At 64.7% G+C, this 15813-nt stretch carries 14 protein-coding genes and 1 tRNA gene; 13 read left to right on the top strand and 2 right to left on the bottom strand.

Annotation, left to right across the window (positions count from 1 at the left end; all coding sequences use genetic code 11):
* Window positions 1–166: 166 nt before the first annotated feature.
* Window positions 167–1198, top strand: coding sequence for a class 1 fructose-bisphosphatase (fbp, locus tag LPW29_RS10635; protein WP_238627990.1), 1032 nt, complete (start codon window positions 167–169; stop codon window positions 1196–1198).
* Window positions 1199–1268: 70 nt separating this feature from the next.
* On the opposite strand, the gene queG is transcribed toward fbp, so the two are convergent.
* The gene (gene queG / locus LPW29_RS10630; protein ID WP_238627989.1) at window positions 1269–2333 is read right to left on the bottom strand and encodes a tRNA epoxyqueuosine(34) reductase QueG; all 1065 of its coding nucleotides are present in this window, start codon (window positions 2331–2333) and stop codon (window positions 1269–1271) included.
* 302 nt (window positions 2334–2635) lie between these two features.
* Here queG and LPW29_RS10625 point away from each other — a divergent pair, with 302 nt between their 5' ends.
* The 12 genes from LPW29_RS10625 (at window position 2636) to LPW29_RS10570 (ending at window position 15553) form a co-directional block, all read left to right on the top strand.
* The gene (locus LPW29_RS10625) at window positions 2636–4138 is read left to right on the top strand and encodes an NAD(P)H-hydrate dehydratase (protein WP_238627988.1); all 1503 of its coding nucleotides are present in this window, start codon (window positions 2636–2638) and stop codon (window positions 4136–4138) included.
* Window positions 4135–4617, top strand: a complete 483-nt coding sequence (tsaE, locus tag LPW29_RS10620) for a tRNA (adenosine(37)-N6)-threonylcarbamoyltransferase complex ATPase subunit type 1 TsaE (protein ID WP_238627987.1) — start codon at window positions 4135–4137, stop codon at window positions 4615–4617. Before LPW29_RS10625 ends, tsaE begins: the two co-directional genes overlap by 4 nt.
* A 68-nt stretch (window positions 4618–4685) precedes the next feature.
* Entirely contained in the window at window positions 4686–6056 is a 1371-nt protein-coding gene (locus LPW29_RS10615) for an N-acetylmuramoyl-L-alanine amidase (protein ID WP_370642797.1), read from the top strand.
* 7 nt (window positions 6057–6063) lie between these two features.
* A complete protein-coding gene (gene mutL, locus LPW29_RS10610) occupies window positions 6064–8007 on the top strand; it encodes a DNA mismatch repair endonuclease MutL (RefSeq protein ID WP_238627986.1) in 1944 nt (647 codons plus the stop codon).
* A 45-nt stretch (window positions 8008–8052) separates the two neighbouring features.
* Window positions 8053–8964 (top strand): tRNA (adenosine(37)-N6)-dimethylallyltransferase MiaA, encoded by a 912-nt coding sequence (miaA, locus tag LPW29_RS10605; RefSeq protein WP_238627985.1) that lies wholly within the window; start codon window positions 8053–8055, stop codon window positions 8962–8964.
* A 94-nt stretch (window positions 8965–9058) separates the two neighbouring features.
* Entirely contained in the window at window positions 9059–9307 is a 249-nt protein-coding gene (gene hfq / locus LPW29_RS10600; protein ID WP_090254792.1) for an RNA chaperone Hfq, read from the top strand.
* 66 nt (window positions 9308–9373) lie between these two features.
* The gene (hflX, locus tag LPW29_RS10595) at window positions 9374–10657 is read left to right on the top strand and encodes a ribosome rescue GTPase HflX (RefSeq protein WP_090254794.1); all 1284 of its coding nucleotides are present in this window, start codon (window positions 9374–9376) and stop codon (window positions 10655–10657) included.
* An 89-nt stretch (window positions 10658–10746) separates the two neighbouring features.
* Entirely contained in the window at window positions 10747–11922 is a 1176-nt protein-coding gene (hflK, locus tag LPW29_RS10590; protein ID WP_238627984.1) for an FtsH protease activity modulator HflK, read from the top strand.
* A complete protein-coding gene (gene hflC / locus LPW29_RS10585; protein WP_238627983.1) occupies window positions 11922–12800 on the top strand; it encodes a protease modulator HflC in 879 nt (292 codons plus the stop codon). Before hflK ends, hflC begins: the two co-directional genes overlap by 1 nt.
* Window positions 12801–12827: 27 nt before the next feature.
* Entirely contained in the window at window positions 12828–13016 is a 189-nt protein-coding gene (locus tag LPW29_RS10580; RefSeq protein WP_025280795.1) for a DUF2065 domain-containing protein, read from the top strand.
* 57 nt (window positions 13017–13073) lie between these two features.
* Complete coding sequence (locus LPW29_RS10575) at window positions 13074–14258, top strand: ATP phosphoribosyltransferase regulatory subunit (protein WP_238627982.1); 1185 nt, start codon at window positions 13074–13076, stop codon at window positions 14256–14258.
* A 2-nt stretch (window positions 14259–14260) separates the two neighbouring features.
* Window positions 14261–15553 (top strand): adenylosuccinate synthase, encoded by a 1293-nt coding sequence (locus tag LPW29_RS10570; RefSeq protein ID WP_238627981.1) that lies wholly within the window; start codon window positions 14261–14263, stop codon window positions 15551–15553.
* A gap of 143 nt (window positions 15554–15696) precedes the next feature.
* On the opposite strand, the gene LPW29_RS10565 is transcribed toward LPW29_RS10570, so the two are convergent.
* Window positions 15697–15783: transfer RNA gene (locus tag LPW29_RS10565), tRNA-Leu, on the bottom strand.
* Window positions 15784–15813: the final 30 nt, after the last annotated feature.

The raw sequence follows: 15813 nt of genomic DNA, 5'->3' as shown, positions 1-15813 counted from the left end.
CGCAGACCGGGTTGGACCGGTGGTGTTGCATTGCAACATCTTCTGCGTCGTCTATGCACCCTCGCCAGGTGACCGCTTCGGGCTGAGGGAATCGCTCTGATGGCTTTACCCGTGGGCTGCTTGGTATATCCTGAGCCCATTTCATGGCATTCATACGGGCAAAATGATGACAACGGCGACAGACAGTTACAACATCACCACCCTCAACGAGTTTGTCATACAGCGGCAGGCCGATTTTCCCTATGCCAAGGGTGAGCTGTCCCGCCTGCTCCACCACGTGGGGGTGGCCGCCAAGGTGGTGAACAAGAAGATCAACAAGGCGGGGCTGGTGGACATCCTGGGCCGGGCCGGGGATGTGAACGTCCAGGGCGAGGATGTGCAGAAGCTGGACCTGTTCGCCAATCATCATTTCATTGCTGCCCTTCGGGCCACTTCGGAATGCTGCGCCATCGCCTCGGAAGAAGATCAGGAGATCACCGTGTTTGACGATGGTCTATCCCGGGATGCCAAGTATGTGTTCTGCATGGATCCGCTGGATGGCTCCTCGAATCTGGACGTGAATGTCTCGGTGGGTACCATCTTCTCCATCTACCGTCGTATCACGGAGCGGGGCGAGCACCCGGACCTGTCGGACTTCATGCAGCCGGGTACCGAGCAGGTGGCCGCGGGTTATGTGATCTATGGGTCGTCCACCATGCTGGTGTATACCACCGGCAAGGGAGTGCATGGTTTCACCCTGGACCCCACCATCGGCGAGTTCTGCCTGTCCAACCCGAACATCATGACGCCGGACACGGGTACCCTCTACAGCATCAATGAAGGCAACTATGCCCATTTTCCCCAGGGTGTGAAGAAATACCTCAAGTATTGCCAGGTGGTGGACCCGGACACCCATCGCCCCTACACCTCCCGCTACATCGGCTCTCTGGTCTCGGATTTCCATCGTAATCTGCTCAAGGGCGGGATCTTCCTTTATCCCTCCACCCAGAAGGCACCCAAGGGCAAGTTGCGCCTGCTCTACGAGTGCAACCCCATCGCCTTCATCGCCGAGCAGGCCGGCGGCAAGGCCAGCGACGGGGTCCGTCGCATCCTGGAGATCCAGCCCGACGATCTGCATCAGCGGGTGCCGTTCTATGTGGGGTCCCGATCGATGGTGGAGGATGTGGAGGCGTTGCTGGCGGAATATCCGGGAGAGTGACGGGGGATTGGTCTCCCTTCTCCCCTCCGGGGAGAAGGGCTGGGGATGAGGGGGAGGCAGGTCCCCTGCCTCAGCTGACCTGGCGCTCCAACCCCCACACCACATGCTCTCGCACAAGTTCCGAGGGATGCGTTAATCGCGCCTCAAGGGCGCCTACCACTGCCACGGAGGGCCCGGCGTTTCCCAGGGCTACGGCCAGGTTGCGCAACCATCGCTCATGGCCGATGCGACGGATGGCGGAGCCTTCGGTGCGCTTGAGGAACGTGGCCTCGTCCCAGGCAAACAACTCCACCAGCGAGACATCGTCGAGCCCGTGGCGGGCCTCAAAGTCCGGCTCCGCCCCCAGGGCGGCGCGGCGGTTCCACGGGCAGACCAGTTGGCAGTCATCGCAGCCATAGATGCGGTTGCCCATGAGGGGGCGCAGGGGCTCGGGGATCGGCCCAGGGTGCTCGATGGTCAGGTAGGAGATGCACAGCCGGGCATCCAGCTCAAAGGGCGCCACAATGGCTCCCGTCGGGCAGACATCCAGGCAGGCCCGGCAGCGACCGCAGTGTTCGGATCCCGGGGGGTCAACGGGCAAGGGCAGGTCGGTGTAGAGCTCCCCCAGAAAGAACCAGGAACCCGCCTCACGGCTGAGCAGGTTGGTGTGCTTGCCGATCCATCCCAGGCCGGCCTTCTCGGCCAGAGCCTTCTCGAGGACCGGTGCGCTGTCCACGAAGGCCCGGTAGCCGAAAGGGCCGATGGCCTCTTCCATGCGTGAGGCCAGGGTCTGCAGCCGCCGGCGTATCAGCTTGTGATAGTCCCGTCCCAGGGCATAGCGGGTAATGAAGGCCGCCTCCGGTCGTTCCAGTACCTCCCAGGCATCCCGGGCCTTGGCAGGCAGGTACTGCATGCGCACGGAGATGATCCGCAGGGTACCCGGCACCAGTTCCGGGGGGCGCGACCGCAGGGTGCCGTGGCGCTCCATGTAGTTCATCGTGCCGTGGCGGCCCTGTGCCAGCCAGTTGAGCAGGTGAGTCTCGTGCTCGCTCAACGCCGTGTCGCTGATGCCCACGGCATCGAAACCCAGCCCCCGGCCCCAGGTCTTGATCTGGTCGGCGAGGTCTTGTGGGGAGAGGTGAGGAGGGATCGGCATGGCCAAAGACGGGACGAGGGCGACGCAGTGCACAGCATACGTGATGACGGAAGCCTTGATACAGGCGGTTCGAGGCATGGCTGGCACAATGGACCCGAACGGGATCACCGGCATCGACGGTTCGGCGGGGATTCTCCATGGGGCCGCGAGGGCGCTTCGCGAAGCGCCCGTACGAGGGCACCGCGAGGTCGGGGATGGCATCCAGGCTTGGCACTGGCGGCTTTTCCTCCTGTATCTTTGCAGACGACGAGCCCCCTTGCCTGTCTGACGTTCCATCGATCCTGTCCTTGAGAGTCACCCCGATGCTTCCCACCGCCCTTTATACCGCTGAACAGGTGCGCGACATGGACCGCTGCGCCATCCAGGATCATGGCATTCCCGGGTACACCCTGATGGAGCGGGCCGGCGCTGCCAGCCTGTCGGTGCTGCGCGCGCGGTGGCCAGTGGCCCGGGTAATCGCCGTGGTCTGCGGTCCAGGCAATAACGGGGGCGACGGTTATGTGGTGGCCCGCCTGGCCCGGGAGGCCGGGCTGGAAGTTCGCCTGGTGGCGGCCACGGATCCCCGGGCCTTGCAGGGGGATGCTGCACGGGCCTGGCGGGATTGGCAGGCTTGCAGTCCGTCTCCCCGGGGTGGGGACGCACGGGGCCTGGAGGACGCTGATGTGATCGTGGATGGGCTGCTTGGCACGGGGCTGGGGCGGCCTGTGGAAGGTGAGATGGCGCAATGGGTGCAGGCCATGAATGCCTCCCCGGCCCCAGTGCTGGCCCTGGATATCCCTTCGGGCCTGAATGCGGATACCGGCGCCGTGATGGGCTGTGCCGTTCAGGCATGGGCTACGGTGACCTTCATCGGGCTCAAGCAGGGGTTGTTCACTGGCGCGGGACCCGAACACTGCGGCCCTGTTCACTACAACGATCTTGACGTACCTGCTGCGGTGCGCCGCGTCCAGGTCCCCGCTGCCTGGCGCTGGACCGGTGCTGACCTGCAGTCCCTGGGGCGGCGTTCCCGGGGTGCCCATAAGGGACATTTTGGTCATGTGCTGGTGGTGGGCGGCGATGCGGGCATGCCGGGTGCCGTGCGTCTGGCGGCCGAGGCCGCGGCGCGGGTGGGGGCGGGGCTGGTGAGTGTGGCCACCCATCCGGCGCATGCGGCGCTGATTCCCATGGCGCGCCCGGAGCTCATGTGCCACGGTGTTGAGCATCCGGCGGACCTGGATGCCCTGCTGGACAAGGCTTCGGTGGTGGCGGTGGGGCCGGGGCTGGGGCAGGGACCGTGGGGACAGGCCCTGTGGCAACGGGTGACTCAATGGCAGGGTCCATTGGTGGTGGACGCCGATGCCCTGAACCTGCTGGCGACCACGCCGCTGCGTCGGGATGACTGGGTGCTGACGCCCCACCCCGGCGAAGCGGGCCGGCTCCTGGGGCTGGATGGCGCTCAGGTGCAGGGAGATCGTCCCACGGCTGCCGCCTCCCTGGGGCAGCGCTATGGCGGCGTCTGTGTGCTCAAGGGGGCTGGCTCCCTGATCCAGGGGCCATCAGGCCGGCAACTCTGTGATGCGGGCAATCCGGGCATGGCCAGCGGCGGGATGGGGGATGTGCTCACCGGGGTGATCGCCGGCCTGATGGCCCAGGGACTGCCGCCGGCGAGTCACTGGCAGGACAGGGCCTTGTCTGATCTGGAGGCTGCGGCCACCCTGGGCGTTTGCGTCCATGCCGCCGCGGCGGATCGAGCCGCCGTGGGTGGCGAGCGCGGCCTGCTGGCAACGGATCTCCTGGCCTGCCTGCGACCCACGGTGAACCCATGATTCAAGCATTGCCCGACGAATCAGCCACCCGAGCCTTCGGGGCTCGTCTGGCGTCCACCAGCCCGAAGCGTGGGCTGGTCTTTCTCGAGGGGGATCTGGGCGCTGGCAAGACCACCCTGGTGCGGGCCTTCCTGCGAGCCCTGGGGCACCATGGTCCGGTGAAAAGCCCCACCTATACCCTGGTGGAACCTTACGCGATCGGTGGGCGTCGTATCCTGCACTGTGATCTGTATCGACTGGCCGATCCGGAGGAGCTGGAATACCTGGGCCTGCGGGAGGATCTGGACGATGCCACCCTGGCCCTGGTGGAGTGGCCGAGCCAGGGGGCGGGGTGGTTGCCTGTCCCGGATCTGGTGCTGAGCCTGACACCCCAGGGGGACGGGCGGCGGTTGGCGTTAACGGCCGGTAGCGATGTCGGGAGGCGCTGGATGGCACGCCTTCTCGAGAATCCACCCGAAAATGAACGGCTATCTGGCTAATATTACAGATCTTTCGGGCTTGCAATCCATTCTGTTTCAGCCACACTATAGTGTGGCAGCTTCTCTTTATGGGGGTCAGGGGCGTGACCGATTCGATCAATCAGGCCAGACGGCGGCGGTTCTTGCAGTGCCTTTTGTACGCATCGGGCATGACCGTGGCCGGTGGGTGGTGGCCATCCGCCGCCCTGGCTGGAAGCCAGGCCCGTGTTCAGTCCCTGCGCACCTCCGTGGACGGCGAAGTCACCCGGCTGGTGTTTGATCTGTCAGGGCCCGTGGATCATGCCCTGTTCACCCTGAGCGACCCGAACCGGGTCGTGATCGACATGCGCAAGGCCCGGCTGACCGGCGAACTGAGGTTGCGTGCCGAGTCCGTGGGTCCCCTTGAGGGTGTTCGACACGCGCCCCGGAACGAGGAGGATCTGCGTGTGGTGCTGGATCTGAGTCGTCCCGCCAATCCCCGCAGTTTTCTGCTGCGCCCCACCGATGACAGTGGGCATCGCCTGGTGATCGATCTGCAGCAGGAGGGCAAGGGGGCCGCCGGATCCCCGGCGGTGGGCGAGGAACGGCCCCGTTCCCGTGATGTGATCGTGGCGATTGATGCCGGGCACGGGGGGAAGGATCCTGGCGCCATCGGCCCGGGCGGTACCTATGAGAAAGATGTGGTGCTGGCCATTGCCAAGCGCCTGGAGGCGCTCGTGAAGCGAGCGCCGGGGATGAAGCCGGTGATGATCCGTACCGGCGATTATTTCCTGCCACTGCGTGAGCGCATCCACCGGGCCCGCCAGAATCATGCCGATGTGTTCATTTCCATCCATGCGGATGCGGCACCGGATGCCCGGGCCCAGGGATCCTCGGTGTACATGCTCTCGGAGCGCGGCGCGACCAGTGAAGCAGCACGCTGGCTGGCGCAACGGGAGAATGAGGCCGACAGTCGACTGGGTGCCGTCCCCATCAGCGACAAGGACGATGTGTTGGCCTCGGTGCTGCTGGACCTCTCCCAGACGGCTACCCTGGAGGCGAGCAATACCCTGGCGGACTCCCTCATCGGGGAACTGCATCGGGTGGGCAAGGTGCGTCGTGCGCGTGTCGAGCGGGCTGGCTTCGCCGTCCTGCGCTCCCCTGACGTGCCCTCCGTGCTGGTGGAGTCGGCCTTTCTCTCGAATCCGCATGAGGAACGCAAGCTCAAGACCGCCGCGTTCCAGCAGTCCACGGCCGAGGCCCTGTTGGGTGGCTTGCAGGACTATTTTTCCCGGCATGCGCCGCCGGGCACGATCCTGGCGGAGAGTCGCCGCGGTCGTCATGTGATCCAGAGCGGTGAGACCCTCTCCACCATCGCCAGTCGCTACCAGGTCTCTCTGGGGCAGCTGCGCCGTCATAACAACCTGAACGGCGACATGATCCGCGTGGGGCAGATCCTGGAAATCCCGCAAGGGGGGTGAAGGTATCGTGCCCATCCATGAACTGCCCCCGCAACTGATCAACCAGATTGCCGCCGGCGAGGTGGTGGAACGGCCAGCGTCCGTGGTCAAGGAGTTGCTGGAGAACAGTCTGGATGCCGGTGCCCGGCGCATCCAGCTGGACGTGGAGCAGGGCGGGGCGCGGCGTATCCGGGTGCGGGACGATGGCTGCGGCATCCCCCGGGAACAATTGTCCCTGGCCCTGTCGCGGCACGCCACCAGCAAGATCGCCAGCCTGGATGACCTGGAACGGGTGGGGAGCCTGGGCTTCAGGGGGGAGGCCCTGCCCAGTATCGCCTCGGTATCGCGGCTGACACTGACCTCTGCCGTGGCGGGCGACGACAGCGGCTGGTCCCTGCAAGGCGATGGTGGCGATCGGTTCGAGGCGCCCGAACCGGCGCCACATCCGGTGGGCACCACCATCGATGTGCGGGAATTGTTCTTTAACGTTCCGGCGCGACGCAAGTTCCTGCGTACCGAGCGCACTGAGTACGGCCACCTGGAAGAGGTGGTCCGCCGGCTGGCACTGTCCCGTTTTGATGTGGGGTTTGATCTCAATCACAACCGCAAGTCCACCCTGCGCCTGCCCCTGGCTGAGGATGCGGCAGCCCGGGATCGTCGCGTGGGGCAGATCTGTGGCGAGGCCTTTCTGGAGCAGGCGGCCTTCATGGAGCAGGAGGGCGCCGGGCTGCGCCTGTGGGGCTGGATGGGCCTGCCGACCTTTTCCCGCAGTCAGGCCGATCTGCAGTATTTCTATGTGAACGGGCGCATGGTGCGCGACCGGCTGGTGACTCACGCAGTGCGCCAGGCCTATCAGGACGTCCTCTATCATGGCCGGCACCCGGCCTATGTCCTCTTTCTGGAGCTGGATCCGGCCCTGGTGGATGTGAACGCCCACCCGGCCAAGCATGAGGTGCGCTTTCGCGAGTCCCGCCTGGTGCATGATTTCCTTTTCCGCAGTCTGCACCGGGCGCTGGGGGCGTTGCGCCCCGGTGCATCGCCGGGGCTCACCGGGCCGGCCGCGGCAACCGCGGAAGCGGTTTCGTCCACCGAGCCATCGCGCGTCGGCCAGGCCGGACACGCGGGTCAAGCCCAGGTGCCCAAGACCCAGGCCCCCGACGACACGCCAGCGCATGCTGGATCGCAGGCGGATCACGCCCGGCCATCCGGGGCACCCGCCGCCTGGGGTGGGCGGCAGGGCCGGTTGCCGCTGAACGTGGCTGAGTCCATGGAGGCCTATGGCCGCCTGCACCCGGATACGGTGCCAGCCGTCGACCCCGCAACGACCCTCGCAACCGGGGGGGAAGTGGGCGGCACTCCCCCCAGTCCAGAGGAATCCCTCACGGATGAACCCCCCATGGGGTTTGCCCTGGCCCAACTCCATGGGGTGTATATCCTTGCCCGCAACCGGGAGGGATTGGTGTTGGTGGACATGCACGCGGCCCACGAGCGCATCACCTATGAGCGTCTGAAAAAGGCCTACCGGGGTGAGGGGGTCAAGTCTCAGCCCCTGCTGATTCCCGAGACCCTTCAGGTGAGTCGCGCCGAGGCGGACCTGGCCGAGGCTCATCAGGAGGCGTTTGCCAGTCTGGGCCTGGAGGTCGACCGCAGTGGGCCGGAGCAGTTACGCCTCAGGGCCGTCCCCAGTCTGCTGGTGGGAGGGGATGCCGCGGCCCTGGTGCGGGATGTGATTGCCGATCTTCATGTCCATGGTCAGTCCACACGGGTGGAGGAACACATCAATGCCCTGCTGGGCACCATGGCCTGCCATGGGTCGGTACGCGCCAACCGGAGCTTGACCCTGCCGGAGATGAATGCCCTGCTGCGGGACATGGAGGCCACCGAACGCAGCGGCCAATGCAACCATGGCCGCCCCACCTGGGTGGCCCTGTCCATGGCCGAGCTGGATCGTCTGTTCATGCGAGGGCGTTAGGTGAGCGGGACAAGTTCACCTGCTGCCCCCCCGGCGATCTTCCTCATGGGCCCCACCGCCACCGGCAAGACGGCGCTGGCGGTGGACTGGGTGCGGCGCCTGCCCTGCGAGATCATCAGCGTGGACTCGGCCATGATCTATCGGGACATGGATGTGGGTACGGCCAAACCCACCCCGGAGACGCTGCGGGCAGCACCGCATCACTTGGTGGATATTCTGGATCCGGCCGAGAGTTACTCCGCGGCGCGTTTTCGTGACGACGCCCTGGCACTCATGGCGGAGATCACCGCCCGTGGGCGGGTACCCCTGTTGGTAGGGGGTACCATGCTGTATTTCCGGGCCCTGGACTTTGGTCTGGACACCTTGCCCGATGCCGATCCTGCGGTGCGTGCCCGCATCGATGCCCTGGCCGCGGACGTGGGCTGGGAGGGGGTGCATCAGGTCCTGGCTCGGGTGGATCCCCCTTCGGCGGCACGCATCCATCCCAATGACCCGCAGCGACTGCAGCGTGCCCTGGAGATATTTGAGCTCACCGGGCGCCCCCTGTCCGCGTTCCACGCCCAGCCCCAGGTCTCGCAACTCCCCTATGATGTCCTGCGCCTGGCCCTGATGCCGGCGGATCGTGCCCGTTTGAGGGAGCGCATTGCGCAGCGCTTTCATACCATGCTGGAGGCGGGTTTCATGGACGAGGTTCGCGCCCTCCGGGCACGCGGTGACCTGAACCCGCGGATGCCTTCCATCCGCGCCGTGGGTTACCGCCAGGCCTGGGCCTGTCTCGAGGGTGAACTGGATCAGGAGGTCATGGTCTCAAAGGCCATTACCGCCACGCGTCAATTGGCCAAGCGCCAGATGACCTGGTTGCGAGGCTATCCGCAAACCTGCCGGTATGATCCCGAGACGCTCGATCATGCCCGGATATTTCGGGCGGTGGCGGCGCATGTGAACTGCCTCCGATAACGGTGGGAAGCCATATGCTAGAATCACCGTTCCGTCGGGCCGATGGCCCGGTTGTCGGAACCACAACAAAGATGACCCAACCCGGGAGCAAGCCATGTCAAAAGGGCAGACACTACAAGAACCCTTTCTCAATACCCTGCGCAAGGAACGCATTCCGGTTTCCATCTATCTGGTGAATGGCATCAAGCTTCAGGGTCAGATCGACTCCTTCGATCAATTCGTGGTGCTGCTCAAGAACAGCGTCAGCCAGATGGTCTATAAGCACGCCATTTCCACGATTGTGCCGTCCCGGCCGGTCAAGATGGCCATGGCCGATGATGGCGATCAGGATCATCCGTCCTGATCCTGCCCGGCGCGCCCCCCATGGGTGGCGCCGTCCCATTTCATGCACTGAGGTGTCAGCCCCATCTTGTTCGAGAGACCCCGCAGCGGCGAGCGTGCCGTACTGGTTCACCTGAATCTTCCTGCCCAGGATGACGACGAGGACTGCCACGAGTTCATGGAGTTGGTGCGCTCGGCCGGGGCCGAGCCCGTCGGCCTGATCACCGGGAGCCGCAAGGCGCCGGATCCGCGTTATTTCGTGGGCAGTGGCAAAGCCGAGGAGGTGCGCGATCTGGTGAAGCGTGAAGAGGCGGAGGTGGCCATCTTCGATCATCCGCTCTCCCCCAGTCAGGAACGCAACCTGGAAAAACTCCTCCAGTGTCGTGTTCTGGATCGTGCCGGGCTGATCCTGGACATCTTTGCCCAGCGTGCCCGCTCACACGAGGGCAAGTTGCAGGTGGAGCTTGCCCAGCTGCGCCACATGTCCACCCGGCTGGTGCGGGGCTGGACCCACCTGGAGCGTCAGAAGGGGGGCATTGGTCTACGTGGTCCGGGTGAGACTCAGCTTGAAACCGACCGGCGACTTCTGGGGGTGCGCATCAAGCAGATCACCCGTCGTCTGGAGAAGGTGGAACAGCAGCGGGAGCAGGGCCGGCGCTCGCGACTGCGGGCCGAGGTGCCCACGATCTCCTTGGTGGGGTACACCAATGCCGGCAAGTCCACCCTGTTCAACCGGCTCACCCAGGCGGGCGTGTACGCTGCCGATCAACTCTTCGCCACCCTGGACCCGACCCTGCGGCGTGTGGAACTTCCCTCGCAACAGGCAATGATCCTCGCCGATACGGTGGGTTTCGTCCGGCAATTGCCCCATGATCTGGTGGCAGCCTTTCGTGCCACGCTCACCGAAACCCGCGAGGCCTCTCTGCTGCTGCACGTGGTGGATGCCCATGACGCACAGCGGGATGCCTACAGGGAGCAGGTGAATCAGGTTCTTGAGGAAATCGGTGCCCGGGAGGTGCCGCAGATCCTGGTGTTCAACAAGATCGATCTCATCCCGGGGGCGACACCGCGGATCGAACCCGCTGACCATGGAGAGCCGGCCCGAGTATGGCTGTCGGCCCAGACCGGTGAAGGGGTGGATGCGTTGCTGGAAATGCTGGCCGCACACTATGCCGAGTCCATTGTCAGTGGCTGGCTGGAATTGCCACCCACGGCGGGGCGCGAACGGGCCGGGCTGTTCGAGATGGATGCGGTGGAGCGGGAGGAGGTCACCGAAAGCGGCGGCTGGCGCCTTCAGGTCCGCCTGCCCCAGCGCCGCCTGGATGAACTTTTTCGGGAAGCAGGGTTCACACCGAAACTGTCACAAGACTAGAATGGGCCGCTTGCGTGGCTGGTCGGGGAACGGATGCCAGGGCCACTCAACCTTCAGATGATTGAACGCGTTTTCGACGGAGTCAGCACATGCCCTGGAATGAACCAGGAAACAACGGCAAGGATCCCTGGGGCGGCGGTGGTAACCGCGGCGGTGGGAATCAGGGTCCTCCGGATCTCGATGAGGTCCTCAAGAAACTGTCTTCCAAATTCAACGCCCTGTTCGGCGGTGGCAGTGGAGGAGGAAGTGGCAGCGGCGGTGGCGGTCTGGGCAAGCATGCCTCGGCCGGTATCAGTCTGGCGGCCATCCTGACCCTGGTCATCTGGTTGGCCTCGGGCTTCTTCATCGTGAGTGAAGGGGAGCGAGGCGTGGTCCTGCGCTTCGGTGCCTTCAGTTCCGTGGCGACCCCGGGCCCCAACTGGCATCTGCCCTATCCCATCGAGCAGGTGGAGATGGTGGACCTTGACAGCATCCGCTCCATTCAGCATCGGGCCCTGATGCTCACCGGTGACGAAAACATCATCGATGTGGACATTGCCCTGCAATACCGGGTGATGGATCCCGTGGACTTCCTCTTCAACGTGCGTAACCCGGAAGTCACTGCCCGCCAGGTGATGGAGTCGGCGATCCGCGAGCGCATTGGCAAGAGTCGCCTGGAGTTCATCCTGGGCGAGGGGCGTGGCGAAGTGGCAACCAGCACCCAGGGAGTGATTCAGACTGCCCTGGATACCTACGGGACCGGCATCGCCGTGACCGCGGTGAGCATGCAGCAGGCCCAGCCCCCCGAACCGGTGCAGGGAGCCTTTGCTGATGCCATTCGTGCCCGCGAAGACGAGGTGCGCTTTCGCAACGAGGCCGAGGCCTATGCCAATACCATCGTGCCCCAGGCCCGGGGTGAGGCGGCTCGCCTGACCCAGGAAGCCGAAGCCTACCGGGATCAGGTGGTGGCCCAGGCCACAGGTGATGCCTCGCGCTTCACCCAGCTCCTGGCCGAATACCAGGATGCCCCCGACGTCACCCGGGAGCGTCTCTTCATCGAAACCAGCGAAGTGGTGCTGGGTTCCACCAGCAAGGTCTTTCTCGACGTGGACAGCGGCAACAACCTGATGATGCTGCCCCTGGACAAGATTCTTCGGGGCGAGATGTCCGCCGGCCAGCCGGAGGGAGGCGCCCGTTCGAGTCCGTCCAGCCTGTCCACCCGACCGACGACGCTATTGCCAGACCCTGGCCAGCGTCCTGATCCCCGTTCACGGGAGGTGCGTTGATGTTTAGGATCGCAGCGATCGTCATTGCCGTTGCGGCCGTGATTCTGGCCCTGTCCACCTATACCGTGGACGAACGTGAGCGGGTCATCATCTTCAGTCTTGGAGAGATCAAGCGCGTGGACCCCGAACCGGGTCTGCACCTGAAGTTTCCCATCGTCAACAACGTGCGCAAGTTCGATGCCCGGGTGCTGACCCTGGACATCCCGCCGGATCGCTTCCTCACCAGTGAGGCCAAGAACGTCATTGTCGATTTCTATGCCAAGTGGCGCATCGACGATGTATCCCAGTTCTTTCGGGCCACCCGCGGTGATGAACGCAATGCCGAGGATCGCCTGGCTCAGATCCTGAGGGATGCCATGCGCAACGAGTTTGCCAAGTACACCCTGGCCGAGGTGGTTTCCGATGACCGTATCACCATCATGGGGGCCGTGCGTCAGCAGGCCCTGGACACCGCGGCGGAACTGGGCGTGGTCCTCGTGGATGTGCGCATCCGGCGCATGGACCTCCCCGATGAAGTGAGTGAATCGGTATTCTCCCGTATGCGGGCCGAGCGTGAACGTATTGCTCAGGACTTCCGCGCTCGCGGCCGGGAAGAGGGTGAGCGGATTCGCGCCCGCGCTGACCGTGAACGCACGGTGATCATCGCCAACGCCTATCGCGATGCCGAGGAGATACGCGGTGAGGGTGATGCGGGTTCGGCGGCCATCTACGCCGATGCCTACACCCAGGATGAGGAGTTCTTCAGCTTCTACCGGAGCCTGCTGGCCTATCGCAACACCATGTCGGGTCAGGAGAATGTCTTCGTGCTGGAGCCGGATTCCAACTTCTTCCGTTATTTCAAGGATCCCATGGGCGGGCAAGCGCGGTCCGGGCAGTAGTCCCGATCCTGCACGAGTCTGCCTCCCATGTGGTCTGACTTATTGGCGGCCCTCGCATTGCTGATGGTGATCGAGGGCCTGCTTCCGTTTATCAACCCCGCCGGGCTGCGCCGCACCCTGCTTGAGGTGGCGCAACTACCCGATTCGGTGTTGCGCGGCGTGGGTCTCGCCAGTCTGGTGCTGGGGGCCCTATTGCTGTGGTGGGTGCGTGGCTGAGCCCCGACCCTCCGCGGCCGGGGTGCCCCGACCTTCAACCGACCTTGATTGAGTGACATGACCGATTCCAATCGCTGGCTGCTCCCCGAAGGCGTGGAGGAGGCCCTGCCGCCCTTGGCGGAGCGCCTTGAAACCTGCCGACGTCAACTGCTGGATCTGTATCATGGCTGGGGTTACCAGCTGGTCATGCCGCCCTTCATCGAATATCTGGAGTCGTTGCTGACCGGGACGGGGCATGGCCTGGATCTGCAGACCTTCAAGCTGACCGATCAGCTCAACGGACGGCTGATGGGTGTGCGTGCCGACATGACGCCGCAGGTGGCCCGAATCGACGCCCATCGCCTCAAGCGAGAGGCGCCCTCCCGACTGTGTTATATGGGTACGGTCTTGCATACCCGCCCCGATGGATTTGCCGGTTCCCGCAGCCTGTTGCAGGTGGGCGCCGAGTTGTATGGCCATTCAGGACTGGATTCGGATCTGGAGATCCTGAGCCTGATGCTGGAGACCCTGGCGGTCTGTCAGGTGGATGCACCGCTGGTGGACCTGGGTCATGTGGGGATCTATCGGGCGCTGGCCACCCAGGCAGGACTGGATCCGGATCAGGAGGCAACCCTGTTTGACATGCTCCAGCGCAAGGCATTGCCGGAGATCCGGGGGTATCTTGATGACCTCCCCATGGAGCATGCACCCCGCCAGCGCCTGGCGGCCCTTGCAGAACTCAACGGCGGTGATGAAACCCTGGCACAGGCCCGGGAGGTGATGGCCGGTGCGGGGCAGGAGGTGGCCGGCGCCCTGGATGCCATGGAGCGCCTGGCCCAGGGGCTGCGCGCCCGGGACCCGGCAGTGATGCTGCATTTCGATCTGGCCGAATTGCGCGGCTACCATTATCACACCGGCCTGGTGTTTGCGGCGTACCGGCCGGGCAATGGGCAGGAGGTCGCCCGCGGCGGGCGCTATGACGACATCGGCCGGGTATTCGGTCGCGCCCGTCCGGCCACCGGCTTCAGCGCCGATCTCAAGACCCTGGTGCGGCTCTCCCGACAGCCGGAAAGTCCCCCGGCGCGGGCCATCTTTGCCCCGGCGGATCCAGGCGCCTCCCTGGCGGCGGCGGTCACCCGCCTGCGCCGGGAGGGAGAGCGGGTCATCCAGGGCCTGTCCGGTCAAGCAGCGGATGCCGTTGCCATGGGGTGTGACCGGATGCTCGTCAAATCCAATAATCAGTGGACAGTGGTGGATGCTTGAACATGAGTAAATTCGTAGTGGTCCTGGGCAGTCAGTGGGGCGATGAAGGCAAGGGTAAGGTGGTGGATCTGCTCACCGAGGAGGCCGCCGCCGTCGTGCGTTTCCAGGGCGGGCACAATGCCGGCCATACCCTGGTGATCGATGGGCGCAAGACGGTACTGCACCTGATCCCATCGGGCATCCTGCGCGAGAATGTGCAGTGCCTGATCGGCAACGGCGTGGTGCTCTCCCCCGAGGCCCTCATGAAGGAAATGGCCATGCTGGAGGACAACGGTGTGCCGGTGCGCGAGCGCCTGCGGCTATCCGAGTCCTGTCAGCTGATCCTGCCCTACCATGTCACCCTGGATCAGGCCCGTGAGAAGGCCCGGGGCAATGCCGCCATCGGCACCACCGGCCGGGGCATCGGCCCGGCCTACGAGGACAAGGTGGCCCGTCGCGGCCTGCGCCTGGGAGATCTGTTCCACCGGGAGCGCTTCGCCGCCAAGCTGGGCGAGGTGCTGGACTATCACAACTTCGTGCTCAAGCATTATTTCAAGGTTGAGGCGCTGGACTTTCAGGCGGTGCTGGAACATGCCCTGGCGGTGGCTGAAGAGCTGGCACCCATGGTCATGGATGTGCCCGAGCGTCTGCGTCAGCTGCGGGAGCAGGGTGCGGCGGTGATGTTCGAGGGGGCTCAGGGTACGCTGCTGGACATTGATCACGGCACCTATCCCTTCGTGACCTCCTCCAGTACCACCGCCGGCGGCGTATGCACGGGCAGTGGCGTGGGGCCTCTGGATCTGGACTATGTGCTGGGCATCACCAAGGCCTATACCACCCGGGTGGGCGCCGGCCCATTCCCCACCGAGCTCTTCGACTCCATGGGGGAACACCTGGCCCATCGTGGTCATGAGTTCGGTTCCACCACCGGGCGCCCGCGTCGCTGTGGCTGGTTCGATGCCGTGGCCCTGAAACGCGCCGTGGCCATCAACAGTATCAGTGGGCTGTGTGTCACCAAGCTGGACGTGCTGGACGGCCTGGAAACCTTGCAGATCTGCGTGGGCTATCGCTGCGGTGATGTGGTCCACACCGAGCCTCCGGCAGGCGCCGACGCCTATGCCGAGTGCGAGGCCGTCTATGAAGAGTTGCCGGGTTGGCAGGAATCCACCGTGGGGGTCACGGATTATGACCAGTTGCCCGCTGCCGCCCGGACCTATCTGGAGCGCATTCAGGAGGTCGCAGGCGTGCCCGTGGACATGATTTCCACCGGCCCCGACCGTGGCCAGACCATTCTCAAGCGCCATCCATTCGCGTGATTGACACACCGGTCCCGGGGGGAGTGCCCCCTCGGGGCTGGTGTGTGGGGTGCAATGGCGCTGGGCATTCGGGGATAAAGGGCGTACAATTCGCCCCTTCAAACGAAAACGGCCCGCTTTCGCGGGCCGTTTCATCACAAAGATGGTGCCGAGGAGAGGACTTGAACCTCCACGGGGTCTCCCCCACTAATACCTGAAACTAGCGCGTCTACCAATTCCGCCACCTCGGCCTGAGGCAGGTGTTTCCTGCGTTTCAGATG

Origin of the sequence: Ectothiorhodospira sp. 9100 (genome assembly GCF_022227565.1) — a bacterium.
GTDB lineage: Bacteria > Pseudomonadota > Gammaproteobacteria > Ectothiorhodospirales > Ectothiorhodospiraceae > Ectothiorhodospira > Ectothiorhodospira marina.
Note: the sequence above shows the minus strand (reverse complement) of the source record. Positions and strands in the feature narration are given on the sequence as shown.

Coding starts and splice junctions, on each gene's coding strand:
- queG (WP_238627989.1), bottom strand. CDS start 2,333: ATGCCGATCCCTCCTCACCTCTCCCCACAAGACCTCGCCGACCAGATC.
- LPW29_RS10575 (WP_238627982.1), top strand. CDS start 13,074: ATGACCGATTCCAATCGCTGGCTGCTCCCCGAAGGCGTGGAGGAGGCC.
- LPW29_RS10615 (WP_370642797.1), top strand. CDS start 4,686: ATGGGGGTCAGGGGCGTGACCGATTCGATCAATCAGGCCAGACGGCGG.
- LPW29_RS10580 (WP_025280795.1), top strand. CDS start 12,828: ATGTGGTCTGACTTATTGGCGGCCCTCGCATTGCTGATGGTGATCGAG.
- hflC (WP_238627983.1), top strand. CDS start 11,922: ATGTTTAGGATCGCAGCGATCGTCATTGCCGTTGCGGCCGTGATTCTG.
- LPW29_RS10625 (WP_238627988.1), top strand. CDS start 2,636: ATGCTTCCCACCGCCCTTTATACCGCTGAACAGGTGCGCGACATGGAC.
- tsaE (WP_238627987.1), top strand. CDS start 4,135: ATGATTCAAGCATTGCCCGACGAATCAGCCACCCGAGCCTTCGGGGCT.
- miaA (WP_238627985.1), top strand. CDS start 8,053: ATGGGCCCCACCGCCACCGGCAAGACGGCGCTGGCGGTGGACTGGGTG.
- hfq (WP_090254792.1), top strand. CDS start 9,059: ATGTCAAAAGGGCAGACACTACAAGAACCCTTTCTCAATACCCTGCGC.
- hflK (WP_238627984.1), top strand. CDS start 10,747: ATGCCCTGGAATGAACCAGGAAACAACGGCAAGGATCCCTGGGGCGGC.
- LPW29_RS10570 (WP_238627981.1), top strand. CDS start 14,261: ATGAGTAAATTCGTAGTGGTCCTGGGCAGTCAGTGGGGCGATGAAGGC.
- fbp (WP_238627990.1), top strand. CDS start 167: ATGACAACGGCGACAGACAGTTACAACATCACCACCCTCAACGAGTTT.